This window comes from Pseudomonas sp. ok272 (genome assembly GCF_900109995.1).
Taxonomy (GTDB): domain Bacteria; phylum Pseudomonadota; class Gammaproteobacteria; order Pseudomonadales; family Pseudomonadaceae; genus Aquipseudomonas.
Genome location: NZ_FOCB01000004.1, coordinates 102,772 through 126,514 on the forward strand (window position 1 = coordinate 102,772; position 23,743 = coordinate 126,514).

22 protein-coding genes are annotated in these 23,743 nt (G+C 60.1%); 3 read left to right on the plus strand and 19 right to left on the minus strand.

The features are described from left to right. Positions 1–43: 43 nt before the first annotated feature. The 4 genes from mgtA to BMW74_RS08335 all read right to left on the minus strand — a co-directional run bounded on the left by mgtA (position 44) and on the right by BMW74_RS08335 (position 7,707). Positions 44–2,809, minus strand: coding sequence for a magnesium-translocating P-type ATPase (gene mgtA / locus BMW74_RS08320; RefSeq protein ID WP_093416493.1), 2,766 nt, complete (start codon positions 2,807–2,809; stop codon positions 44–46). 463 nt (positions 2,810–3,272) lie between these two features. After that, positions 3,273–4,001 carry an amidotransferase gene (locus BMW74_RS08325; protein WP_093416496.1) on the minus strand — a complete coding sequence of 243 codons (729 nt, stop codon included), beginning with the start codon at positions 3,999–4,001 and terminating at the stop codon, positions 3,273–3,275. A 327-nt stretch (positions 4,002–4,328) separates the two neighbouring features. Next, complete coding sequence (locus BMW74_RS08330; RefSeq protein ID WP_093416500.1) at positions 4,329–6,473, minus strand: 3-hydroxyacyl-CoA dehydrogenase NAD-binding domain-containing protein; 2,145 nt, start codon at positions 6,471–6,473, stop codon at positions 4,329–4,331. Between the two features lie 28 nt (positions 6,474–6,501). Then, positions 6,502–7,707 (minus strand): acetyl-CoA C-acetyltransferase, encoded by a 1,206-nt coding sequence (locus tag BMW74_RS08335; protein WP_093416505.1) that lies wholly within the window; start codon positions 7,705–7,707, stop codon positions 6,502–6,504. A gap of 596 nt (positions 7,708–8,303) precedes the next feature. On the opposite strand from BMW74_RS08335, the gene BMW74_RS08340 reads away from it, so the two are divergent. Continuing rightward, the gene (locus tag BMW74_RS08340; protein ID WP_093416511.1) at positions 8,304–9,110 is read left to right on the plus strand and encodes a c-type cytochrome; all 807 of its coding nucleotides are present in this window, start codon (positions 8,304–8,306) and stop codon (positions 9,108–9,110) included. Positions 9,111–9,178: 68 nt separating this feature from the next. On the opposite strand, the gene BMW74_RS08345 is transcribed toward BMW74_RS08340, so the two are convergent. The 11 genes from BMW74_RS08345 to BMW74_RS08395 all read right to left on the minus strand — a co-directional run bounded on the left by BMW74_RS08345 (position 9,179) and on the right by BMW74_RS08395 (position 17,097). After that, a complete protein-coding gene (locus tag BMW74_RS08345) occupies positions 9,179–9,520 on the minus strand; it encodes a ribonuclease E inhibitor RraB (RefSeq protein WP_093416516.1) in 342 nt (113 codons plus the stop codon). A gap of 203 nt (positions 9,521–9,723) precedes the next feature. After that, entirely contained in the window at positions 9,724–9,960 is a 237-nt protein-coding gene (locus BMW74_RS08350) for a hypothetical protein (protein ID WP_093416520.1), read from the minus strand. Between the two features lie 136 nt (positions 9,961–10,096). After that, on the minus strand, positions 10,097–10,702 hold the full coding sequence (locus BMW74_RS08355) for an START domain-containing protein (protein WP_093416525.1): 606 nt from the start codon (positions 10,700–10,702) through the stop codon (positions 10,097–10,099). Positions 10,703–10,743: 41 nt separating this feature from the next. Further along, positions 10,744–10,998, minus strand: coding sequence for a YkgJ family cysteine cluster protein (locus BMW74_RS08360; RefSeq protein ID WP_093416530.1), 255 nt, complete (start codon positions 10,996–10,998; stop codon positions 10,744–10,746). Between the two features lie 166 nt (positions 10,999–11,164). After that, positions 11,165–11,614 carry a translation initiation factor 2 gene (locus tag BMW74_RS08365; RefSeq protein ID WP_093416535.1) on the minus strand — a complete coding sequence of 150 codons (450 nt, stop codon included), beginning with the start codon at positions 11,612–11,614 and terminating at the stop codon, positions 11,165–11,167. 89 nt (positions 11,615–11,703) lie between these two features. Next, positions 11,704–13,143 (minus strand): aminotransferase-like domain-containing protein, encoded by a 1,440-nt coding sequence (locus BMW74_RS08370; RefSeq protein ID WP_093416541.1) that lies wholly within the window; start codon positions 13,141–13,143, stop codon positions 11,704–11,706. 200 nt (positions 13,144–13,343) lie between these two features. Further along, the gene (locus BMW74_RS08375; RefSeq protein ID WP_093416546.1) at positions 13,344–14,147 is read right to left on the minus strand and encodes an OmpA family protein; all 804 of its coding nucleotides are present in this window, start codon (positions 14,145–14,147) and stop codon (positions 13,344–13,346) included. Further along, a complete protein-coding gene (locus BMW74_RS08380; protein WP_093416551.1) occupies positions 14,144–14,500 on the minus strand; it encodes a DUF4398 domain-containing protein in 357 nt (118 codons plus the stop codon). The genes BMW74_RS08375 and BMW74_RS08380 overlap by 4 nt, the downstream gene beginning before the upstream one ends. 9 nt (positions 14,501–14,509) lie before the next feature. Beyond that, positions 14,510–15,334, minus strand: a complete 825-nt coding sequence (locus BMW74_RS08385; protein ID WP_093417371.1) for a substrate-binding periplasmic protein — start codon at positions 15,332–15,334, stop codon at positions 14,510–14,512. Between the two features lie 81 nt (positions 15,335–15,415). After that, on the minus strand, positions 15,416–16,345 hold the full coding sequence (locus tag BMW74_RS08390) for an electron transfer flavoprotein subunit alpha/FixB family protein (protein ID WP_093416555.1): 930 nt from the start codon (positions 16,343–16,345) through the stop codon (positions 15,416–15,418). A 2-nt stretch (positions 16,346–16,347) separates the two neighbouring features. Beyond that, positions 16,348–17,097 carry an electron transfer flavoprotein subunit beta/FixA family protein gene (locus BMW74_RS08395; RefSeq protein WP_093416558.1) on the minus strand — a complete coding sequence of 250 codons (750 nt, stop codon included), beginning with the start codon at positions 17,095–17,097 and terminating at the stop codon, positions 16,348–16,350. 545 nt (positions 17,098–17,642) lie between these two features. Here BMW74_RS08395 and BMW74_RS08400 point away from each other — a divergent pair. Beyond that, entirely contained in the window at positions 17,643–19,307 is a 1,665-nt protein-coding gene (locus BMW74_RS08400; RefSeq protein ID WP_093416563.1) for an electron transfer flavoprotein-ubiquinone oxidoreductase, read from the plus strand. 73 nt (positions 19,308–19,380) lie between these two features. On the opposite strand, the gene BMW74_RS08405 is transcribed toward BMW74_RS08400, so the two are convergent. After that, positions 19,381–19,860 carry a GNAT family N-acetyltransferase gene (locus BMW74_RS08405; protein ID WP_093416567.1) on the minus strand — a complete coding sequence of 160 codons (480 nt, stop codon included), beginning with the start codon at positions 19,858–19,860 and terminating at the stop codon, positions 19,381–19,383. A 359-nt stretch (positions 19,861–20,219) separates the two neighbouring features. On the opposite strand from BMW74_RS08405, the gene BMW74_RS08410 reads away from it, so the two are divergent. Further along, positions 20,220–21,440, plus strand: coding sequence for an MFS transporter (locus BMW74_RS08410; RefSeq protein WP_093416571.1), 1,221 nt, complete (start codon positions 20,220–20,222; stop codon positions 21,438–21,440). A gap of 11 nt (positions 21,441–21,451) precedes the next feature. Here the strand turns inward: BMW74_RS08410 and BMW74_RS08415 are convergent, their stop codons facing one another. The 3 genes from BMW74_RS08415 to BMW74_RS08425 form a co-directional block, all read right to left on the minus strand. Continuing rightward, entirely contained in the window at positions 21,452–22,012 is a 561-nt protein-coding gene (locus BMW74_RS08415; protein WP_093416575.1) for a DUF1285 domain-containing protein, read from the minus strand. A 17-nt stretch (positions 22,013–22,029) separates the two neighbouring features. Then, entirely contained in the window at positions 22,030–22,635 is a 606-nt protein-coding gene (locus BMW74_RS08420) for a DUF4823 domain-containing protein (protein ID WP_093416579.1), read from the minus strand. Between the two features lie 124 nt (positions 22,636–22,759). Then, positions 22,760–23,728: a GTP 3',8-cyclase MoaA gene (locus BMW74_RS08425; RefSeq protein ID WP_093416583.1), complete on the minus strand. Its 969-nt coding sequence runs from the start codon at positions 23,726–23,728 to the stop codon at positions 22,760–22,762. Between the last annotated feature and the right edge of the window lie 15 nt (positions 23,729–23,743).

Below are 23,743 nucleotides of genomic sequence, written 5' to 3' on the forward strand. Positions count from 1 at the left end.
GAGCGCACGTGCTCCCACCAGGGTCTGTCCTTGAAGGACCGCATCACTGCCAGCCAAACCGACGAATGTAGAAACCTTTCACCGCCTGCGTCAGGAGCATGTACGCCAGCAGGATCACCGGCAGGAACACGAAGTACAGCGATGGCAACGCCTGCAGTTTGAAGTAGTGCGCCAGCGGTCCCATGGGCAGGAAGATCCCCACCGCCATGATCAGCCCGGTCATCACCATCAACGGCGTGGCGGCGCGGCTTTGCAGGAACGGGATCTTCGGTGTGCGGATCATGTGCACGATCAACGTCTGGGTCAGCAGCCCCACCACGAACCAGCCTGACTGGAACAGGGTCTGGTGGTCCGGGGTGTTGGCATCGAACACATACCACATCAAGGCGAACGTCAGGATGTCGAAGATCGAGCTGATGGGCCCGAAGAACAGCATGAAGCGCCCGACATCCGCAGGCTGCCAGCGCTGGGGTTGCTTGAGCATCTCGTCATCGACGTTATCGAACGGGATGGCGATCTGCGAGATGTCGTACAGCAGGTTCTGCACCAGTAGGTGCATGGGCAGCATCGGCAGGAATGGGATGAACGCGCTGGCCACCAGCACCGAGAATACGTTGCCGAAGTTCGAGCTGGCGGTCATCTTGATGTACTTGAGCATGTTGGCGAAGGTGCGGCGGCCCTCCAGCACGCCCTCCTCCAGGACCATCAGGCTTTTTTCCAGGAGGATGATGTCGGCGGCTTCCTTGGCGATGTCCACCGCGCTGTCCACCGAGATCCCAATGTCCGCGGTACGCAGCGCCGGCGCGTCGTTGATGCCATCGCCCATGAACCCCACCACGTGGCCGTTCTCCTTGAGCAGGCGAACGATGCGTTCCTTGTGGCTGGGTGTCAGCTTGGCGAATACGTTGCAGCGCTCGACAGCCACCCCCAACTCGGCGTCGCTCATGCCCTCGATGTCGTTGCCCATCAGCAAGCCTTGTGGCTCCAGGCCCACTTCGCGGCAGATCTTGGCGGTGACCCGTTCGTTGTCGCCGGTCAGCACCTTGACCGCCACACCATGGGCGGCCAAGGCCCGCAGGGCCGGGGCGGTGCTTTCCTTGGGTGGATCGAGGAACGCGACGTAGCCAATCAGCGTCAGTGCGTGTTCGTCGGCCAGGCTGTAGGTGTCGCGTCCGGAGGGCATTGAACGCGCAGCCACCGCCACCACGCGCAGGCCTTCATCGTTGAACTGCGCCGTCACCAGGCGAATGCGCGCCAGCAGTTCCTCGCTCAGCGCTTCGTCAACCTCGCCGTGCCGCACCCGCTCGCACACCGCCAGCACCTCTTCCACCGCGCCCTTGCAGATCAACAGGTGGGGCTGCTCCTGCTCGGCCACCACCACCGACATGCGCCGACGGTTGAAGTCGAACGGCACTTCATCGACCTTGCGAAACGCCGTACCGACCTTCAATTCACGCTGCACTTCCACATGCTCAAGCACGGCCACGTCCAGCAGATTCTTCAGGCCGGTCTGGTAGTAGCTGTTGAGGTAGGCCATTTCCAGCACGTCCTCGGACTCTTGCCCCCAGACATCGACATGCCGGGCCAGGAAGATTTTGTCCTGGGTCAGGGTGCCGGTCTTGTCGGTGCACAACACGTCCATCGCGCCGAAGTTCTGGATCGCATCCAGGCGCTTGACGATGACTTTTTTACGCGACAGGAACACCGCGCCCTTGGCCAGGGTCGAGGTGACAATCATGGGCAGCATTTCCGGGGTCAGGCCCACGGCAATCGACAGCGCGAACAGCAGCGCCTGCATCCAGTCGCCCTTGGTGAAGCCGTTAATGAACAACACCAGCGGCGCCATGACGAACATAAAGCGGATCAGCAACCAACTGACTTTGTTGACCCCGGCCTGGAACGAGGTCGGCGCCCGGTCGGTGGCGCTGACACGCAGGGCCAGCGCACCAAAATAGGTGGCATTGCCGGTGGTCAGGATCACCGCCGTGGCAGCGCCTGATACCACGTTGGTGCCCATGAACAGGAGGTTTTCCAGGTCCAGGGGGTTGCGGGTGTCGCCGCTCTGCTGGCGGGGAAACTTCTCCACCGGCATCGATTCGCCGGTCATCGCGGCCTGGCTGACGAACAGGTCCTTGGCGCTGAGCACCCGGCAATCGGCGGGGATCATGTCGCCGGCCGACAACACGATCAGGTCGCCCGGCACCAGCAGCTTGATGGGCAGTTCGACGCGCTGCGCCCCTTGGGTCAATGGCGCAGCACCCAGCAGCTTGCCGAACACCGCAGGGGTTTGCTGGCTGAAGTCGCGACGCATCACGGTGGCGGTGTTGCTGACCATGGCCTTGAGCGCATCGGCGGCCTTGTTCGACTTGGCCTCTTGCCAGAAGCGCAGCACGGTCGACAGCACCACCATGGAGAAAATCACCGTGGCCGCCTTCATGTCTTCGGTCAGCCAGGAGATCACCGCCAGCAACGTCAGCAGCAAGTTGAAGGGGTTTTTGTAGCAGTGCCACACGTGCACCCACCACGGCAATGGCTGCTCGTGCTCGACCTCGTTGAAGCCGAATTGCTCACGCAGGGCGGCGGCTTCGGCCTCACTCAGGCCATCGCTGTGGCTACCGAGCTTTTCCAGCAAGGGACCGGTGTCGCTGTTGGCGGCGGTGACTAGGGTCTGGGCCAGGGTGGGCGGGACTTCACGGCTGACCGTGGCGTCGGAAAAGCTTTCCAGCAACGCCAGTCGACGAAAGTGCCGGGCAAAGTGCCGGGTACGCAGGAAGCCCGCAAAAAATTCTTTCAACACGTTCAGGTTCATGGCCTTCTCCCCTTGGGTCAGCCGCAAAACCGTCAAGCAGGTACCGCTGCCCACTGGCCTGCCACGCAATGGGCAAGCCTGACGGCAGGCGCGTCGATGCCGTTGCGATGGCGATCAACATCGGCATCACAGGCTGTTCAGTGTCGGTGAGAAGGGACGTCGGACATGACCAGGACTGGCCGTGACGAGAGGCCGCCGCTCGCACGCTAGGGCGAGACGACGGCACACGAAGCTGCGCGTTATCTTGCCGGGAAGGTGCCGGTTATCGAAACCGGCCGACTACTGTCGCTCGAACAAGTACCCACTCTGGGTCTCCGCAATTGATGAAAACACGCGCAGCTTACGCCGCCCTTTTTACAGCGTAAACCTTGTTACAAAGTCTGCCGGGGGAATCTGCGCACCGTTCAGCACGGGTTCAGACTGAGGCCTTGCAGCAAGGTTTGGCCGCGATCGCGGCACAGGCTCAAGACAACGACGTGGCCGGTTTGTGGGCGACAAACCGCATCATCCATTCGGCGACGGTGGTGCCGTGATGGTCATGGGCCAGGCTGTCGACGCCTTGTTGGTAGATCTGCGGGCCGAGGAACTGCTGGCGGATGTCGAGCAAGGCCCGCGAGTAGTCGTGAATGAACTCCGGGTGCCCCTGGAAGCACAGCACTTGGTCGTTGATGTGGTACGCGGCGTACGGGCAGAAGTCGCTGGAAGCAATCACCGTGGCGTTGTCCGGCAGCGCGGTGACCTGGTCCTGGTGGCTGATCAGTAAGGTCAGCTCTTCGCGCACCGGGTTCATCCACGGCGCCTTGGCCGCCATTTTGTAGTTGTGGATGCCGACGCCCCAGCCCTGGGGCGCGCGCTCGGCCTTGCCGCCCAGCAGCAACGCCAGCAGTTGATGGCCGAAACACACGCCCAACAACTTGTCGCCACGCTCATAGCGCGCCAGCAGGTAGGTCTTGAGGGTTTCAATCCAGGGGTCGGTGCCGAATGAATCGGCCTTGCTGCCGGTGACCAGGTAGGCATCGAATGTCAGGTCGTCGCCGGGGTATTCGCCCTGCACTACGTTGTAGACCGTGAACTGGGCAGCAATCGGTTGCTGGGAGAACAGGCGCTGAAACATCTGCCCGTAACCTTGGTATTGATCGATCAGTTCTGGACGCAGGATGTCGGTTTCCAGAATGCAGATGCGTAGCGACATAAAAAATACCTGACACGATGATGGGAATAATGAACACCCCCAGAGCCTGCCTTGAAACCTGCTATCAAGGCAAGTCCCCAATGCCCGGCATATCGGCCATCCCTCTGTGGGATCGAGACTGGCAAACCGCTCTCGATCCCACAAGGACCAACGCCATCACGTACCTAGTGTCCTGTCTTGGAAATACGTTACCTTTTTGACGAGCATCTGTTGCTGCCAGGCAAGGCACCGCGACGAGTCATAGCAGGGCTATGGCGAGGAGTGGCAACGCAGCATGGCGGCGACAGGTGCCGTCAAAAGGGAACAGCTTATTTCCGAGACAGGACACTAGAACAACGCCTCCCTGGCGGCCTTGTCCAGCAACAGCGCCGGTGGGGTGAAGCGCTCGCCGTACTGTCCGGCCAGGTACTGGGCCCGGGCGACGAAGTCCTTTACCCCGTACTGGTTGATGAACTGCAACGCCCCGCCGGTCCACGCGGCGAAGCCGATGCCGAAGATCGAGCCGATGTTGGCGTCTGCCGTCGACAGCAGCACGCCCTCCTCCACGCAACGCACGGTTTCCAGGGCTTGCACGAACAACAGGCGATCACGCACGTCCTGGGGTGAGATCTGTCCGTCGGCCTTCTCGAAGTGCTTCTTCAGCTCCGGCCACAGGTGCTTCTGGGCACCGGCCGGATAGTCATAGAACCCCGCGCCCGCGGCCTTGCCCGGGCGTTTGTATTCATTGAGCAGCAGATCGATCACCGCAACGGCCGGGTGCTCGGGCAAGTGTTTGCCTTCGGCATGCAGGTCCTTGGCGGTCTGCTGGCGGATGTGGCTCATCAGGCTCAGGGACACTTCATCGCTGATCGCCAGCGGCCCGATCGGCATGCCGGCCTTGCGCGCTTCGGTCTCGATCATCGGCGCCGCGATGCCCTCGCCGAGCATGGCGATGCCTTCGTTGGTGAACGTGCCGAATACCCGTGAGGTGAAGAAGCCTCGGCTGTCATTGACCACAATCGGGGTCTTTTTGATCTGCAGCACGAAGTCAAAGCCGCGGGCCAGGGTTTCATCGCTGGTGCTGGCGCCCTTGATGATTTCCACCAGGGGCATTTTTTCCACCGGGCTGAAGAAGTGCAGGCCGATGAACTTGCTTTGATCCGGCACGGCCTGCGCCAAGCCGCTAATGGGCAGCGTCGAGGTGTTGGACGCCAGCACCGCGTCGGGGCCCACGATTTTTTGCGCGGCCGATGAGACACGGGCCTTGAGCTCGCGGTCCTCGAACACAGCCTCGATGATCAGGTCGCAACCCGCCAGGTCGTCGTCCTGCTCGGTGGCGTGGATGCGTGCCAGCGTCACATCCCGCTGCTCGGCGCTCAACTGGCCACGGGCAACCTTCTGGTCCAGCAGTGCCGCCGAATGGGCCTTGCCCTTCTCGGCCGCGGCCAGGTTGATGTCCTTGAGCACTACTTCGATGCCCGCCACCGCACTGACGTAGGCAATGCCGGCCCCCATCATGCCGGCACCGAGCACTCCGACCTTCTTCGTCACATGGGGGGCAAAACCGGCCGGGCGCGAACCACCGGCGTTGATCTCGTTGAGCTGGAACCAGAAGGTGCCAATCATGTTCTTTGCCACCTGGCCGGTGGTCAGCTCGGTGAAGTAACGGGTTTCAATCAACTGGGCAGTATCGAAATCGACCTGGGCGCCTTCCACCGCCGCACAGAGGATCTTCTCCGGCGCCGGCAGGCAGCCCTGGGTCTTGGCGCGCAGGACCGACGGGGCGATGGCGAGCATTTGCGCGACCTTGGGGTGCGCGGGTGTGCCACCGGGAATCGCGTAGCCCTTCACGTCCCAGCGCTGCACCGCTTGCGGGTTGGCGAGGATCCAGGCGCGGGACTTGGCCATCAGTTCGGCGTGATCGCCCGCCAGTTCATCCACCAGGCCGGCCTGCAAGGCCTGTTGTGGGCGGATCTTCTTACCTTCGAGCAGGTACGGCAGGGCTTTCTCCAGCCCGAGCATGCGCACCATACGCACCACCCCGCCACCGCCGGGCAACAGGCCGAGGGTCACTTCCGGCAAGCCGATCTGCACCGAGGCGTTGTCCAGCGCGACGCGGTGATGGCAGGCCAGGCAGATTTCCCAGCCGCCCCCCAACGCCGCGCCATTGATCGCGGCGACCACCGGCTTGCCCAGGGTCTCCAAGGTGCGCAGTTGCTGCTTGAGCGCCAGCACCATGTCGTAGAAGGCCTTGGCCTGCGCCTTGTCGACCTTGATCAGTTCATTGAGGTCGCCACCGGCAAAGAAGGTTTTCTTCGCCGAGGTGATGATCACGCCGCTAATCGACGCTTGCTCGGCCTGCAGCCGCGCCACGCAGGCCGCCATGGCCTGGCGATACATCGCGTTCATGGTATTGGCGCTCTGGCCCGGCATATCGAGGGTCAGCACGACGATCCGGTCCTGACCTGTTTCGTAACGAATGGCTTCAGTCATGAAAGTGATTCCTTGAAAAGTCAGGCGCTCAGAGGCGTTCGATGACGGTGGCAATGCCCATGCCGCCGCCGACACACAAGGTCGCCAGGCCATAGCGCAATTGGCGTACCTCCAGTTCGTCAAGCAAGGTGCCGAGGATCGCGCAGCCGGTGGCGCCCAACGGATGACCCATGGCAATCGAGCCGCCGTTGACGTTGACCTTGCCCGGGTCGATGGCCATGTCGTTGATGAACTTGAGCACCACCGAGGCGAAGGCTTCGTTGACCTCGAACAAATCGATGTCCTCGACCCGCAGGCCGGCCTTGGCCAGGGCCTTGCGGGTGGCCGGTGCGGGACCGGTGAGCATGATGGTCGGATCGGTGCTGGTGACCGCCGTCGCGACGATGCGCGCGCGCGGCGTCAGGCCCAGTGCCCTGCCCTTTGCTTCGGAGCCGATCAACATCAGCGCCGCGCCGTCGACGATCCCCGAACTGTTGCCCGGTGTGTGGACGTGATTGATCCGCTCGATATGGCTGTAGACTCGCAGCGCGGTGGCGTCGAAGCCCATCTGCCCCATCATCTCGAAGCTCGGCTTCAACTGGCCCAGGCCCTGGAGCGTCGAGTCGGCGCGGATGAATTCGTCATGATCGAGTAGGACAATGCCGTTCTGGTCCTGCACCGGCACCAGGGATTTGTTGAACGCGCCATCAGCCCGGGCCCGCGCGGCCTTTTGCTGGGAGTGCAGCGCGTAGGCATCAACGTCCTGGCGGCTGAAACCTTCGATCGTGGCAATCAGGTCGGCGCCCACCCCTTGCGGGGTGAAGTGGGTATGCAGGTTGGTTTGCGGGTCCAGCGCCCAGGCTCCGCCATCGCTGCCCATGGGCACCCGCGACATCGACTCGACACCCCCGACCACGACCAGGTCCTCGAACCCCGAGCGAACCTTCATCGCCCCCAGGTTGACCGCCTCCAGCCCCGAGGCGCAGAACCGGTTGATCTGCACCCCGGCGACGCTGACGTCCCAATCCGCCACCAGGGCGGCAGTCTTGGCGATATCGGCACCCTGGTCGCCCACCGGCGTGACGCAGCCCAGCACGATGTCATCGACCTGGCTGGTATCGAGTTGGGTGCGCTGTTGCAAGGCGGTGAGCAGGCCGGCCAGCAGGTTGACCGGTTTGACGCTGTGCAAGGCGCCATCGGCCTTGCCACGGCCACGGGGCGTGCGTAACGCATCGAATATCAAAGCTTGGATCATGACGTCCTCGAACCGCTGGGCAGGTGAATAAATGACGAGTGTTCACCTTAAGGCCAGCGGCGACAGTTTCAATGACCGAAGCGCTCACCGGCCTTGACGCCCGCGCTCAGACGAACGGTCGCGGGCTATCGGGTTAACCGTTTCAGGTCGCCGGGCTGTCTAGCAAACGGGCGACAACGTAGCTGGCTATAGGCCTCATACTTTTTTTATTGGATTTCTTTAGCTGAAAATACTAAATAGATCTAAGCCACGACCGACGCGGCCCCTAAGGTAAAACATACGAGGTTGCCATCGGTTTTTGCCGAGGCCCCCGGAAGGAAGTACAGCGCTTTGCCGTCATGGAGAAGGCAAGCATTCGACGCTCAGGACATAACAAAAAAAGGCGGTCAGCCATGTTCAAACATACGAAAGTCCGTCAAGCCGGTCTCATTCTATTCGCCACCACGCTGCTCCTGATTTTGCCGAACCTGACCAAAGTGATCGGGTAATCAAACGTGGTTGTTTGCGGTGTCTTGCTCAAAAACTGACGTGCTCGCTACCCGGGTCCGCGTGGGTGTGCCAACCTTTGGGTTCATCCACCGACAGCAGGCGGTCTCTTGAAACCTCTACTCTTGCTCGGGGCCTTGCTGCTCAGCACGCCCTTGTACGCCGCGCAGTTGGTGCTCGACCTGGGCACCGACCTGCGCACCTGGCAAACCCAGGAGCTGCTTGAGCTGCCTCAGGTTCAAACCCTCCACATCGTCAACGACGTGTCCTATAAGCGCGACATGCGCTATCGCGCCGTGCCGCTGGCAACGTTGCTGACCGGCATCAAGGCCAGTGACCACCTGCAAGCCGTGGCCCTGGATGGCTTTGCCGCCGAGTTGTCGGCGGCGCCGTTGCTCGAAACCCAAGGTGCCCGGGCCTGGCTGGCGATTGAAGACCCCGCCCACCCCTGGCCGGCGCTGGCAGCAGGTAAACCCAGCGCCGGACCGTTCTATCTGGTGTGGACCGACCCACAAGCCGGGCATATCAGCCCGGAGCAATGGCCTTTCCAGGTTGCCACGATCAAGCGCCTGGCGTCCGTTGCCACGCGCTTCCCGGCCCTGCTGCCAGACCCGGGGCTTGCGGCCGATGACCCGATCAACCAGGGCTTTGCGCTGTTCCAGAAGAACTGCCTGGCCTGCCATCGCCTGAACGGCGCCGGGGACGCACAGTTCGGCCCGGACCTGAACATCCCCTACAGCCCGACCGAGTACATTGGCAGCGCGTTCCTCAAACGCTACATCCGCGACCCGCAAAGCCTGCGCCAGTGGCCGCAGGCCAGGATGCCGGGGTTCTCGAACGAGGTGCTGCCCGATGCGGAACTGACGATGCTGGTGGAGTACTTGACGCATATGGCCGGGCGCAAGGTGAAGCTCTGAGCTCGACAGCAATGAAAACGGCCGACCCTAGGGTCAGCCGTCGCTGAGTGTTGTCGCTGTTCATAGTGTTATGCGAGTCGCCCTCGTACCTCCTGCTTGACGCCCCATCCTTCGATAATGCCGCCCAATGGCTCGACCACGGCTTCGAAGTCCAGCTCAAAGTCGCCAATGCCGCCATAGGTGGCGTACATCACCTTGCTCAACTCCAGGTGCCAGGCGCCGTCATCGCGCACGCTGACCTGTGCGTTCAAGGACTCACCGCGAAACTGCCCTGCCGCCCTGCGTGCCCGCTCCTCGTCCGGGAAAATGGCGTAGAACTCGATGGGATGGAATCGGGAAAAATCAAAGCCGCCTTCTTTCATGCGGCGCAACACGCTGGTGCTGATGTCTTCTTGATAGGCTGTGCTCATGAAACGTCCTCCTAAAACCGATGGATAGACTTTCCGTACTCCCAACGTGCGCAACCGAACGGTGCGTGCGATACGACAAAGCAGATTGTCGTCGGGAAACAAGCATGTAGCTGACAAGACCAGACCTTAGCGATCCATTCGCTGATCTCGATTGCAGAGTAGCCCCAAGTCGCGACGGCTGCCAAGGTCTGGATGGGAGCAGGTCATGAAATCGCGTGAATGCCGAGGATTTGAATGCTGTTCTGGTCCTTGAGACTTTTGAGAGTGGGGTCGTTGGTGCGCCCTTCCAGATCGTTGAGATCCAGCTCTGCCGGGACCGGGAGGAGTTTGGCGCGGATCAGTTGGGCCGCTTTTTCCAGGTCAGGTTTTTGCTCGCAGTCGACGTACTCGACAGTTTGCACACCATGCTCGTCTACAAAGGTGATTCCCCACTTTGGCATCGGTACCTCCTCGCAAAACCCACCAATGGGCTTACATCATCTCGACCTTGGGGGGCGGGAAATCGTTCCCCCCGGGCCGGGTGAGCGAGCATGAAAAAGGCCACCCGCAGGCAGCCTCGTTCTGCATCAACCGCGATTATTTCTCGGCACGTTCTTTCAGGGCCTTGAGCGTCTGGAACGGCGCATCGACCACGAACTTGTTGGCAACCATCGCCGGCACGCTGCCACCTGGTTCGGTGTGCACCTGATAGGTCACTTCGACCTGATCACCCTTGGGCACGAGTTTCCAGAAGCCTTGCACCTGAGTGACGCGCACGAAGCCTTTTTCTTCGGGAACGTAGGTTGGCACCCCTTCCAGCGTGCGGGTCAGGCTGCCGTCTGCACCCTCGGTGGTGGTGATGTGCAGCACCGAGTCACGCGCAGTGACCGGCCACGGCGTATTGAACTGGGTGTAGGTCCAGCTTTGATCACCGTCCTTTTTGAGCAGTTTCTGCACCTTGCACTCGTGAATCCAGGCACAGGCGCCCGCCACGTCTTCCTGCAATGCGCGCAGCTTGGCCATGGAGGTCTTCATCAAGGCAACACCCTGGTAAGCCTTGTAGTTCGAGCCTGGCACTTCACTCAAGGAAATCTTGATGCCGTCTTCGTTCTTGGCGACCTTCCACTCTTCGGCCTGGGCGGCCGATGTAGCCAGAACCACCGTCAAACCACACAACACAGCGATACGATGCAGCGAACCCATAGTCTTGTTCCTTGTTGTTGAAGTTCCGTACGTTGAACACACTACGCCGCGGTCATTTGCTCCCACCAGCCGATCAACTTGATCGCTTCTTCGCGATTGGCACCGCAGACTTCGATATCGGCCTGGAACGAACTGCACACCGCTGGCCGTTCGGGCTGGCCGAAGATCGCGCATAGGTTATCGACCGACAGTTGCACGCATCGTTCTCCCGCAGGCTTGCCGTTGGGCATGCCGGGAATCGGGGTGCTGATGGAGGGGGCAATGCAACAAGCGCCACAGCCTTCACGGCAGTTCATGACGACAGGCTCCTTGTGACGGGTAATGTATTGAATGACGGGGGCTAGAGTACCCGCTAAAACAGACGTTTTAAATTGGCCACCGCGCAGTTTTTCACGCAAACGCCCGTGACTGGGCAGTCTTGCGACGAAGCGTCAGGTCATCGGGTGACAGATCGCATCGAACTTACTGCTTGAACTCGAATTCCAGTGCCGCACCATCGACTTCGCGGCGCTCTTCGTTGCGCAGCTGTAGCTGCATTTCGTTGGAGATCAATCTGCCGTTGAGCTGAAAGTTGCTGTCTTCCTTGGGCCGCTCGCCAAAGAAAGGCGGCAGTAAAGGCTCGCGCTTAACCAACGGCACCGTACCAATGGGCTGTAGCTGCTTGACCATTTCTGGAGGCAGGCTCAAATCCACCTTTGCCGACGGCAACTTGGTGGTCCTGACGATCTCGCTGGCGGACTTGGACTTGGCAGCAATCGGCCGACGCTTTTGCACCGGTTTGAGCGGCTTTTCGCTCTTGCTCGACGCGTGGACCGGCGTTTTTTCCGGAGTCGAAAACGCCATCGCGCGCTCCAGGCTAAAGACATTCAGCAGGCAGACCAACACCAGACCAACAGGAAAAGTAGCTTTCATAACCCTACAGCATTAACGGCATAGGGCCATATGCTCGCTTGTTGCAAGGTCGCTGACAAGCACGCATGACAATCTATGCCGTCAAGGCATTACAAACCGCTGGCGGTTTCCTGGCAGAGTTGAGTCGCGAGCATGCCCAGCGTCATCAGGGCGCGCTCCGCTTCCCGATTCCAGGGCGTGCCACAATTCAAACGAATGCAGTGGTTGAACTGTTCGGTGTTACTGAAGATCAGTCCTGGCGCAATACTGATCCCCTGCTGCAACGCCCGGACATGCAGTTCTTGGGTATTGACCCGCCCCGGCAGGCTGACCCACAGAATAAAACCACCCGTCGGCCGGGTCATCTGGGTGCCCTCCGGGAAGTACTGTTGCACCGCCAACTGGAACGCGCTGAGGTTCTTGCGGTACTCCTGCCGGATGTAACGCAAGTGCCGATCGTAGCCACCGTTCTCCAGATAAGCCGCAATGCCCATCTGGGTCACGCTGCACGCCGAATGGGTCGTGAACGTCTGCAAGCGCTGAATCTCCTGCTGATACTTGCCGGCAATCATCCAGCCAACCCGCACACCAGGGGACAGGGTCTTGGAAAAGCTTGAACAGTAGATCACCCGGTCCAACCGGTCGTAAGCCTTCAAGGACTTGGTGCGACCTTGCTCGAACATCAGTTCACCGTAGATATCATCTTCCACGATCTGAATGTCGAAATCCGACGCCAGGCGCAACAACTGCTTCTGCCGGTCCTCGGGCATGGTGCCGCCCAATGGATTGCTCAGGCGTGTCGTCAGTACCAATGCCTTGATCGACCATTGATTGGCCGCCAGTTGCAGGGCTTCCAGGCTCATGCCGGTGGACGGATCACTGGGAATCTCGATGACCTTCAAGCCCAGCAAGTCCGCCAACTGCAGCAATCCGTAGTAGGTCGGTGACTCGGCCGCGATCAGGTCGCCTGGACGGGTCAATACCCGCAAGGACATCTGCAGGGCATCGACGCAGCCGTGAGTGATGACGACTTCCGAGGGATCGACCACGACGCCAGCATCGCGCATGCGGATCGCGACTTGGCGACGCAGCGGCTCGAAGCCCGGGCTGAACATGTAGCTGAACGCCCGTGGGCTGTGAAAACGGGTGACCTTGGCCAACTGCTGGTGCAACGCCCGCACGGGCAAGTAATCGACACTGGGAACCGCCGCGCCGAGCGGGAATACCCCTTCGCGGCGAGCTTCAACCAATACCTGCTGGATGATGCTGGCCCGAGTGACCAGCCCTGGGCGTTCGACGCGCGCAATATCCGGCGTCGGCGCGGTCAGCGCGGGGGTCTGATGCACGTAGTAGCCCGACTGCGGACGCGCACGAATCAGCCCCTGGTCTTCGAGATTGGCATACGCCTGAAGCACCGTTGCATGGCTGACATTGAGTTGCGAGCTCATCTTGCGCACGGACGGCACACGCTCGCCAGGCTGATAGACACCACGCCGGATATCCTCAGCCAACTGCTGAGCAATACGTTGATAGAGCAGAAGATTGGTCATGACGCTGCACTCGATTTCACGGGCATTTTATTGTTGTGTGAAACAATACCGGAACAGTTTAGAAGTGTACGGGGACAGTTGCCACAATAGTCGACCGTACAGGGCAGTGTCAGCAAAAACTGTACTGTTTTTCCGGGTACATCGCAGACATAAAAAAACCCGGTACCGCTGAGGCACCGGGTTTTCCAGTAACGCTGACCTTAGCGGGCAGCGCCGAGCTGGCCTGTTTCGTCGGAGAACACAATTTCAACCCGGCGATTCTGCGCGCGCCCCCGTTCGGAGGCATTGGCTTCTACCGGGTACTCATCACCGTAGCCTTCAACCTGAATACGCTTTTCGTCGATCCCCAAATCAATCAGCATGTCTGCCACTGCTTGGGCGCGATCACGGGACAACTGATGATTGTCTTGCTTGCCGCCGGTACTGTCGGTGTAGCCCTCGATCCGCACCACGCGCTTGGGGTTGAGCTGCAGGAACTGGACAATTTTCAGCACGGTACGATTCGCGGAGCTTTTGAGCTCTGCCTCGCCGGTATCGAACAACACGTCACCCAGCGTCATCACCAGTCCACGGTCGGTCTGGGTGGTGGCAAGGCTGATGATTTGCTCTTCCAGCCATTTACCCTGCTGCTGCACGCTCAACAGCTTGGCTTCGCGCAGAGCCAGCTGCAGGCGCTGGCGCTCCAACTCCAACTTGGCCGCACGTTCTTCATTCAACGCTTTCTCGGTATGCTGACGGGCAATCTCACTGTAGCGCTGGCTCAGGTAGGCGTATTGCCGCACGTCGGCACCGCTGCCCCAGTAGGTAGACAAGCGATCGGCCCGCGCCAGGGACTCGCCGGCGCGGATCACGTCCTTGGGCGCAATGCGCAAGACATTCGAGTCTTCCTTGACCTTCTGGAAGTCGACGCTGGCTTGTTGCAGGGCCACTTCACTGCGCTGCCCCGCACAGCCGTACAAGCCCACCAGGAGCACGCTGCCCAATGTCACAAGCTTGAGGTTCATTGTGCATCCCCCAACTGCTTGCGCAGGCGCGCAATTCGAGCGTTGAGCATGTTCAACTGCTCCTGGCTCTTGAAGGTCAGCACCTTGGCTTCCGCCAGACGAGCATCCAGTTCGGCCTGCTCGGCGCGCATGCGTGCATTTTTGTACGACTGATCGGCCATATCGGCCTGGGCCCGTGTGTATTTGTCTTCAGCCAGCTTCAGTTCCGGCACCTCTTCGGTGGTTGCGCCAACAGCAGCGGCCTGCTCCAGGGCCTGCCCGGTCAAGCGCATTTGTTCATTCGGCGCCGGATCGGCTGCACAACCCGCCAGAGCCATAACGGCCAGGGCAGCGAAAATAGGTCGAATAGTCACTAAAAATCCCTACTGATTTGGGGTGCTGACGGGGTGCTTCAATTGTGCTTTCCAACGCTCCAGATTGCGCTGCAACACAGCCTCCGCCAGACCGGACGCGGGCAATTCTGTCATCTTTTTGGCCAACTGTCCGCGCAACCATGGATCGTTGCAGGCCGAGTTGTGGGAAATAGCCAGGAACAACCCCGGTTTATCGATGGGTTGTGCACTCGCCTGCACATCGCTGGCGATGCTCAGTGTCTGGGTCATCGCCATACCGGCATACTGTGGAGCCAGTACGTACTCTACTTCCCCCAGGACCAACTTCTGAAAGGCCAAAGTCAGGTTGGCGGTGCTCACCAGCGTCAATTGCTTACGCACGACGCTCTCGAAGGCCTGGGTCAGGCGCGCCTTTTCCGACACGGCTCCCAAATGCCCGATCAAGTCTGCGGCTTCGCTGTAGGCCAGAGCCGAGTCGTTGCGGGTCCAAACCAGATAGTTGTTCTCTTCGAGCGGCGGATGGATATAGTCCAGTGACTCCAGTTGGTTGTTCGTCAGCGACGTGTCAGCCAGCATATCCATGCGCCCACTGCGTACCTCTTCCAGCGCCTGGGCGCGCTTACCGGCGTACAACAACTCGACCTTGAGCCCCAACTCCCCCGCCACATGCGTCAACAGGTCAGCGTTGGCCCCGATCAGGTGCGCGGGATCCTGTGGGTCCTGCCACAGATAAGGCGGCGCGTCCGGGCTGCCGGTGACGATCACGCGATCGCACTTGCCAGCCGCCAGGGCCAGCACCGGCAACATCGATAGCCCAAGAAGCAGCGGCACGCCGCTCAATCGACGCAAATCCATGGCTTCGCTCTCCCGTTTCAAATCGCACACGAAAAAAAACCCGGCCAAAAGGCCGGGCTCTTTATAAGTGACGCCGCTGGATTAGACCAGCTTCGTCAGCTCAGGAACAGCTTCGAACAGATCGGCTACCAGGCCATAATCGGCCACCTGGAAGATCGGCGCTTCTTCGTCCTTGTTGATCGCAACGATCACTTTGGAGTCTTTCATACCGGCCAAGTGCTGGATCGCGCCGGAGATACCGACGGCAATGTACAGCTGTGGTGCAACGATCTTGCCGGTCTGACCGACCTGCATGTCGTTGGGTACGAAACCTGCGTCGACCGCAGCGCGCGAAGCACCAACGGCAGCGCCCAGCTTGTCGGCCAGTTCGTACAGGTGCTTGAAGTTGTCGCCGTTCTGCATGCCACGGCCGCCGGAAACGACGATCTTGGCAGCGGTCAGTTCCGGACGATCGGACTTGGCCAGTTCTTCACCTACGAAGCTGGACAGACCTGCATCGTGAGCAGCCGAGACCGCTTCAACGGCAGCCGAACCACCGTCTGCAGCAACCGGGTCAAAACCGGTGGCACGCACGGTGATTACTTTCACAGCGGCGTTCGACTGAACGGTCGCAATGGCGTTACCGGCGTAGATCGGGCGCTTGAAGGTGTCAGCGCTTTCGACCGAAATGATCTCGGAGATCTGGTCAACGTCCAGTGCTGCGGCAACGCGCGGCAGGATGTTTTTGCCGTTGGACGTCGCGGCAGCCAGGATGTGGCTGTAGCTCTTGCCCAGCTCAGCGACCAGTGGAGCAACGTTTTCTGGCAGTTGGTGAGCGTAGGCAGCGTTGTCGGCTACCAGCACTTTGGCCACGCCAGCGATTTTCGCAGCGGCTTCAGCCACGGCACCAACGCCCACACCTGCAACCAGTACGTGAACGTCGCCACCGATTTTCACGGCCGCGGCCACGGTGTTCAGCGTGGCCGGAGCCACTGCTTTGTTGTCGTGTTCAGCGATTACCAAGATAGTCATGATTAGATTACCTTCGCTTCGTTTTTCAGTTTCTCGACCAGTTCAGCCACCGACTTGACCTTGATACCCGCGCTGCGTGCCGCAGGCGCTTCGACTTTCAGGGTCTTGTTGGTGGAGGCGGTGGAAACGCCCAAAGCGTCAGGAGTCAGCACTTCAAGCGGCTTCTTCTTGGCTTTCATGATGTTTGGCAGGGACGCATAACGCGGCTCGTTCAAACGCAGGTCGGTGGTGACGATGGCCGGCAGCTTCAGGGAAACCGTCTGCGCGCCGCCGTCGATTTCGCGGGTCACGGCAACCGTGTCGCCAGCCACTTCTACTTTCGAGGCGAAAGTGCCCTGACCGTAGCCGCTCAATGCCGCGAGCATCTGGCCAGTCTGGTTGTTGTCGCTGTCGATGGCCTGCTTGCCAAGGATCACCAGCGAAGGCTGTTCCTTATCAACGACCGCTTTCAACAACTTGGCAACCGCCAGGGATGTCAGGTCTTCGGCGGATTCGACGAGGATGGCGCGATCGGCACCCAGAGCCAGCGCAGTGCGCAGTTGCTCTTGAGCGGTGGACGGACCGATGGAAACGACGACGATTTCAGTCGCAACACCTTTCTCTTTCAGGCGTACGGCTTCTTCCACTGCGATTTCGCAGAAAGGGTTCATCGACATCTTGACGTTAGCGAGATCGACGCCGGAGTTGTCCGCTTTGACGCGAACCTTGACGTTATAGTCGACCACTCGTTTGACAGCTACAAGAACCTTCATGGATTCCTCGTTACTCTCCGGTGAAAAGAAAGTCGCCTAGGCGAACCTGGCGGTTGATGCTCAACGGCGCAAGGGCACCTCTAAAAACGCCGGCATGTGAATGGGTGACCCTGCTCACGAAGTTAACGACCGTTCATCAGTGGTGACTGGCCAGTCATTCGTTTTCGCGGCATGTAAACTTCGCACCGAACCATCGCTGCGCGTCACCTTGTACTGCCTTCGCCCTGTTTTTAGAGGTGCTCTTGAAGCCAACAGTCAGCCTACGGCGAGCGCAAAACCGCCCGTATCTTGACCGGAACACCTATTCCGGTCAATACAGCAAAAGGGTGAGTTATGAGCCGCGCGTCTTTGATTTATCTGGCCCAGAGCAAATTCAAACAAACGTTTGTATTGGACGCTGAGAGTGGTGTAGATATAATGCGCCACCCAGAGAGAGAAGGTTGCTATCGATTGTCCCCTGCCCGGCATTCCGGAGCAATTGATCGATGCGACATCAAACCTCCAATTAGAAAAAAAACTGTTGAGCCTTGAGTAGGAGATAGCCTGTGGAACGCGAATACATGGAATTCGACGTGGTCATCGTCGGTGCCGGCCCCGCTGGTCTTTCCGCCGCCTGCCGATTGAAGCAGAAGGCCGCCGAAGCGGGTAAGGAAATTAGCGTCTGCGTGGTCGAAAAAGGCTCCGAAGTCGGCGCTCACATCCTGTCCGGCGCGGTGTTCGAACCTCGCGCCCTGAACGAACTGTTCCCTGACTGGAAAGAACTCGGCGCGCCGCTGAACACACCTGTCACGCGCGATGACATCTTCGTCCTCAAGAACGCCGAGGGTGCTATCAAGGTTCCCGACCTCTTTGTGCCCAAGACCATGCACAACGAAGGCAACTACATTATCTCCCTGGGCAACCTGTGCCGCTGGCTGGCCCAGCAAGCCGAGAACCTGGGTGTGGAAATCTACCCAGGTTTCGCCGCTCAAGAAGCCCTGTTCGACGAAAATGGCGTGGTTCGCGGGATCATCACCGGCGACCTGGGTGTCGACCGTGAAGGTCATCCGAAAGAAGGCCTCTACACCCCAGGCATGGAGTTGCGCGGCAAGTACACGCTGTTCGCCGAAGGTTGCCGCGGCCACATCGGCAAGCAACTGATCAAGCGCTTCAACCTGGACAGCGAAGCCGACGCCCAGCACTACGGCATCGGCCTGAAGGAAATCTGGGAAATCGATCCAGCCAAGCATCAACCAGGCCTGGTGGTGCACACCGCCGGTTGGCCGCTGGACATCATGGGCACCGAAAACACCGGCGGCTCGTTCCTCTATCACCTGGAAAACAACCAAGTGGTGGTCGGCCTGATCGTGGACCTGTCCTACAGCAACACTTACCTGTCGCCATTCGACGAGTTCCAACGCCTCAAGCACCATCCCGTGCTCAAACAGTACCTGGAAGGCGGCAAGCGCATCAGCTACGGCGCGCGCGCCATCTGCAAAGGCGGCTTGAACTCACTGCCGAAGATGGTATTCAAGGGCGGCGCACTGATCGGTTGCGACCTGGGCACCCTGAACTTCGCCAAGATCAAAGGCAGCCACACCGCCATGAAGTCCGGCATGCTGGCCGCTGACTCGGTAGCCGATGCCCTGTTCGCGGGCTCCGAAGGCGCGGACGAACTGACCAGCTACGTGGACGCATTCAAGTCCAGCTGGCTCTACGAAGAACTGTTCGCCAGCCGCAACTTCGGTCCGGCGATCCACAAATACGGCGCAATCATCGGCGGCGGTTTCAACTGGCTCGACCAGAACATCTTCGGCGGCAAACTGCCCTTCACCCTGCACGACACCAAGCCGGACTATGCCTGTCTCAAGCTGGCCGCCGACTGCAAGAAGATCGACTACCCGAAACCAGACGGCAAGCTCAGCTTCGACAAACTCAGCTCGGTATTCATCTCTGGCACCAACCATGAAGAAGAACAACCGTGCCACCTGAAGCTGGCTGACGCGAGCATCCCGATCAGCAAGAACCTGCCACTCTACGATGAGCCTGCCCAGCGCTACTGCCCGGCCGGCGTATATGAAGTGGTGACCAAGGAAGACGGCGAAAAACGCTTCCAGATCAACGCCCAGAACTGCGTGCACTGCAAGACCTGCGACATCAAGGACCCTTCGCAGAACATCACCTGGGTAACACCAGAAGGTTCTGGCGGCCCGACTTACCCGAACATGTAAGCCGAACGCCATAACGAAGAAGGCTCCCAAGCGGGAGCCTTTTTTGTTGCCCATCGATCAGCCATTCGGTGAGTCAACCCTCGGCAAACTCACGCAACACCGCCCCATCCATGCGATAGCGCACCCACTCTTCTTGAGGCTGTGCCCCCAGGGACTCGTAGAACTCGATCGCCGGCTTGTTCCAGTCCAGCACACTCCACTCGAACCGGCCACAGTCGTTGGCGCAGGCGATCTTGGCCAGATGACGCAACAGTTGCTTGCCAGCCCCACCACCGCGCTGCGGCGGAGTGATGTATAGATCTTCCAGGTACAGACAGTTGCTACCCAGCCAAGTCGAATAGCTGAAAAAAAACACCGCGAAGCCAATGGGCAAACCATCCCGCAGGCAAATCAAGCCATGGGCAGTAGCGCCTTCGCTGAACAGGCTGCGTTCGATATCAGCGACACTGGCGATGACTTCGTGCCGGGCACGCTCGTAGTCGGCAAGCTCGGTGATAAATGCAAGGATTTGTGGCGCATCGCTGGGTATGGCCGGACGGATCTCGATCGACATGGGCGTCCCTTGAGAATGATTAAAAACACATACTATGTCGGCGCTCAGCACGCGTCACAGGTCATGACAAAACTTTGTCCGAGAAACCCGTTACTCCGCCATCTGCTAACCCTGGAGCCGGCAACCGCAGAACATTCAAGCCATCAGCCTGTGGTATCTAGTGTCCTGTCTCGGAAATAAGCTGTTCCCTTTTGACGGCACCTGTCGCCGCCATGCTGCGTTGCCACTCCTCGCCATAGCCCTGCTATGACTCTTCGCGGCGCCTTGCCTGGCAGCAACAGATGCTCGTCAAAAAGGTAACGTATTTCCAAGACAGGACACTAGTCCCTTATGACACCGACCGGCCAAGGGATAACTCCATGCCCAATCGCAACACCCCGGACACCGCGGTTTCCGGAAAACTGTTCGGCTTGTTCTGCCTCGCCAGCTATCTGCTGTCGCTGTCCTACGGCTCGACCTTTTTGCTCTCGCTGCTGATCAGCTCGCGCGGCGGCAATGAGCATGATGCCGGCAGCGTGATTTCAGCAGCGATGCTCAGCACCTTCGCCGCCGTCATCTTGTCTGGGCACTTATCGGACCTGCTGGGCGCCGCACGCTCGATTGCGGTGTTCGGCGCCTTGCTGGTACTGGCCAGCCTGGGGTTTGCCCTGACACCCGGCTTTGGCAACGCCCTGCTGTTCTTCGGCCTGACGCTGGGCCTGGGCTGGGGTGTGTTTTATACGCTGGGGCCGATCATCGTGGCGATGCTGGTCGCACCGGCACAACGGGCCAAATATTTCGCGCTGCTGTCAGGCAGCATGATGACCGGCATCGGGTCCGGCCCCTTGCTGGGACGTGCCGCCAGCGCCCTGGACTATCCCGTGACCAGCGCGTTTTACCTAGCCGCCGCTGCCAGCCTGATCGGCGCGGTGCTGTTCTGGCGCCTGGGCATCGAACTCAAGCAACGCCCCAATCAACTGGGCTCGGCAGCTGTCTCGCGCATTTCCTGGGCGGCCGCAATCCGGGTGATGTCCTCCCGGGCGCTATTCCCCATCGTGATGGTGGGCCTGGCCGGATGTGTGTTTGGCGGGCTTTCGAGTTTTCAGACCAGCTATGCGGCATCCCGCTCCCTGGACTATTCACTGTTCTTTCTCGGTTTCATGAGCGCGGCGATTACCAGCCGCCTGTTGATCGCCAGTTTTGTGGTCAAGCGCGATCCCTACTGGACGTCATGCCTGTTGTCGGGGCTGATCGTGGTGTCGATCCTGATGTTTCGGTATGTCGTCGACGATTCATTCACCTACTTAATGGCGGCCGTGGTGCTAGGCGTCGGCTACGGGCTGACCTATTCGGTGATCAACGGCCTGGCCGCGAATGAAGCACCGCCAGGCAACACCTCGCAGGCCCTGCTGTTGTTCAGCCTGGGTTACTTCGTCGGGGTATTTGGCTTCCCGCTGCTGGCGGGCAAGATCATCGTCGACCAAGGGCTGCCAACATTGTTGCTGGTGGTATTGGCAGTGGCGCTATTGAACTGGTCGATCACCGTAGGGCGCCTGCTATGGCGCTGGATGAGCGCGACCAAGGTACTGCAAGAGGCGTAGGCCTGGACCCATCAAGGTTCAAGCCCGATACGGAAAAATTCGCCACCACTCCACACGCCGAGCCAGCGCTGGCCGTCGATCTCACGGGTCACGGCCAGCTCGACCAACTGATAAAACACATTGCGGTGAATCAGCGCTTCCAGGTTAGTGCGCACATGCACGTAGGGCGACGGCTCTTGGGTCAGCGGATCAATCACCACCCGCATCGGATGCTCGGGACCGGCCTCGGTGGTCTCCTCGACGTTGGTGGTAAAACGCAGCCGTTGCGCCTCGCCCTCCCCCTCAACCTCCAGGGTCACCGCCACAAACGGCGCGTCGTCGACCTTGATCCCCACTTTCTCCACCGGGGTAATCAGGAAGTAATCATCGCCGTCGCGGCGCATGATCGTCGAGAACAGCTTGACCATCGGCTTGCGCCCGATCGGCGTGCCCAGGTAGTACCAGGTGCCGTCGCGTGCGATGCGCATGTCGATATCACCGCAAAAATCCGGGTTCCACAGATGGACCGGCGGCAAGCCTTTGGACTTGGGGATTTGCCCCAGCAGATCGTTAGCTTTTTGCGGCCCACTCATGTTGCTCTCCCGTTGAACTACTGATCACTCAGGCCCAGCAGGCTGCGAGCGTATTGCTGCAGGGGCGGGCCAATCAGATCTTCTGGCTTATTGTCGTGGAACGTCAGTAAACCGCCACGACTCTTGATACGTGCAGTATCAATCAAATACTGGGTACTGGTCTCGATCAACATGATTTGAATCACCCCGGTGTCGACGCCCAGGCGGTCAACAGCCTCTTGGTCCAACCACTCGTCCGAGTTGCCGATACGGTCGTCGGCCTTGGCAAAGCGCGTATAGAGCAGGTAGTGGGCGCCGGTAGCACGGGCCTCGGCCATCGCGGCATCGAGCCCCTCGGGAGCACGGGCCCGGCGAACCATCGGAAAGTACTCGACAAAACCCTTGAAGGCTTCCTCGGCGACTACGTTCGGGCGCGGGTACGCATCGCCAGGCGGGGCAAACGCACCCTGAGCGATATAGATGAATGAGTCTGGCTGAATGCGCAGGTTGTTCACGCGACGGCTGTCACTATGATCAAGAAAGCCCGCGTCGCTCATCTGATAGCGAACACCTTCGCCCATATCGCTGACACTCATGCAGCCGCCAAGCGCCATAACGGCCAGCAGCAAAACCAGGCTACGCATCCTACTCTCCCAGAAGCCGGTGACGGAAAACCGGCGAATGAGCGCAGGATGCAGCTTCCGCGCCAGTCCTGACGACAGTGAACGTATCGAATTTGAAAGGGGGCTTTCTACGCGAGCGTTCGGTTTAGCCACCGATGATTTTCATCACCGTCGCGCCCCCTGAAAACGCGACTTCCTGCTTGTCCCCCAGCGCCTTCACCAGCAGACGCTGGAGCGCCGGCAGCGCCTCGTGGCGGGGCTTGTCCAGCAAGTCGCCGACATAGTGGCGATTACTTGACGACAGGCAGCCATGCAGCCACCCCGTGGACGACAGCCGCAAGCGCGAGCAGGTCCGGCAGAACGGCACGCTTTCGTTGGCAATCACCCCGAAAAAGCCTTTGTCAGGGATTTCATAGCGCACGGCCGTGGCGTCCACAGGCGCGCTGGCTTGCAGGTACGCATAGCGCTCGCCGATCAGGCCAAGCAACTGCTGAAGGCTGACAAACTGCTGCAGGAAAGCATTTGAGTCACTGGCCAGGTGGCCCATGCGCATCAACTCAATGAAACGCAGCTCATACCCACGCGCCAGGCAGTAATCGAGCAAAGGCATCACCTGATCGAGGTTCTGCCCACGCAACGGCACCATATTGACCTTGATCTTCAACCCGGCACTACGCGCCTGCTCCATGCCATCGAGCACCGTCGCCAGATCGCCGCCTCGGGCGATACCACGAAAAGCCGAGGCGTCGAGGGTGTCGAGGGAAACATTGATCCGCCGGATGCCCGCCTCCACCAACAGCGGCAGCTTCTTCGCCAGCAATTGGCCGTTGGTCGTCAGGCTGATGTCCGCCAACCCCATCTGCCCGACCGCCTTCATGAAGGTTTCCAGCTTGGGGCTTACCAGGGGTTCGCCACCGGTAATGCGCAGCCGTTCGATGCCGGCCGCCTCGATCAGGTAGGCCACGCCACGCGCCATGGCGTCGGCCGACAACTCATCCTGCGCAGCCACCAGCCGCTTGCCGTTGGGCACGCAGTAAGTACAGGCATAGTTGCACGCGGACGTCAGGCTGACCCGCAAGTTGCGGAAACGCCTGCCTTGTCGATCGACAATCATGGATCACTCCGGCGG

Excerpts from the sequence above, each read along its gene's own strand:
- mgtA (WP_093416493.1), bottom strand. The coding sequence starts at position 2,809 with ATGAACCTGAACGTGTTGAAAGAATTTTTTGCGGGCTTCCTGCGTACC.
- BMW74_RS08325 (WP_093416496.1), bottom strand. The coding sequence starts at position 4,001 with ATGTCGCTACGCATCTGCATTCTGGAAACCGACATCCTGCGTCCAGAA.
- BMW74_RS08330 (WP_093416500.1), bottom strand. The coding sequence starts at position 6,473 with ATGACTGAAGCCATTCGTTACGAAACAGGTCAGGACCGGATCGTCGTG.
- BMW74_RS08335 (WP_093416505.1), bottom strand. The coding sequence starts at position 7,707 with ATGATCCAAGCTTTGATATTCGATGCGTTACGCACGCCCCGTGGCCGT.
- BMW74_RS08345 (WP_093416516.1), bottom strand. The coding sequence starts at position 9,520 with ATGAGCACAGCCTATCAAGAAGACATCAGCACCAGCGTGTTGCGCCGC.
- BMW74_RS08350 (WP_093416520.1), bottom strand. The coding sequence starts at position 9,960 with ATGCCAAAGTGGGGAATCACCTTTGTAGACGAGCATGGTGTGCAAACT.
- BMW74_RS08355 (WP_093416525.1), bottom strand. The coding sequence starts at position 10,702 with ATGGGTTCGCTGCATCGTATCGCTGTGTTGTGTGGTTTGACGGTGGTT.
- BMW74_RS08360 (WP_093416530.1), bottom strand. The coding sequence starts at position 10,998 with ATGAACTGCCGTGAAGGCTGTGGCGCTTGTTGCATTGCCCCCTCCATC.
- BMW74_RS08365 (WP_093416535.1), bottom strand. The coding sequence starts at position 11,614 with ATGAAAGCTACTTTTCCTGTTGGTCTGGTGTTGGTCTGCCTGCTGAAT.
- BMW74_RS08370 (WP_093416541.1), bottom strand. The coding sequence starts at position 13,143 with ATGACCAATCTTCTGCTCTATCAACGTATTGCTCAGCAGTTGGCTGAG.
- BMW74_RS08375 (WP_093416546.1), bottom strand. The coding sequence starts at position 14,147 with ATGAACCTCAAGCTTGTGACATTGGGCAGCGTGCTCCTGGTGGGCTTG.
- BMW74_RS08385 (WP_093417371.1), bottom strand. The coding sequence starts at position 15,334 with ATGGATTTGCGTCGATTGAGCGGCGTGCCGCTGCTTCTTGGGCTATCG.
- BMW74_RS08390 (WP_093416555.1), bottom strand. The coding sequence starts at position 16,345 with ATGACTATCTTGGTAATCGCTGAACACGACAACAAAGCAGTGGCTCCG.
- BMW74_RS08395 (WP_093416558.1), bottom strand. The coding sequence starts at position 17,097 with ATGAAGGTTCTTGTAGCTGTCAAACGAGTGGTCGACTATAACGTCAAG.
- BMW74_RS08405 (WP_093416567.1), bottom strand. The coding sequence starts at position 19,860 with ATGTCGATCGAGATCCGTCCGGCCATACCCAGCGATGCGCCACAAATC.
- BMW74_RS08410 (WP_093416571.1), top strand. The coding sequence starts at position 20,220 with ATGCCCAATCGCAACACCCCGGACACCGCGGTTTCCGGAAAACTGTTC.
- BMW74_RS08415 (WP_093416575.1), bottom strand. The coding sequence starts at position 22,012 with ATGAGTGGGCCGCAAAAAGCTAACGATCTGCTGGGGCAAATCCCCAAG.
- BMW74_RS08420 (WP_093416579.1), bottom strand. The coding sequence starts at position 22,635 with ATGCGTAGCCTGGTTTTGCTGCTGGCCGTTATGGCGCTTGGCGGCTGC.
- BMW74_RS08425 (WP_093416583.1), bottom strand. The coding sequence starts at position 23,728 with ATGATTGTCGATCGACAAGGCAGGCGTTTCCGCAACTTGCGGGTCAGC.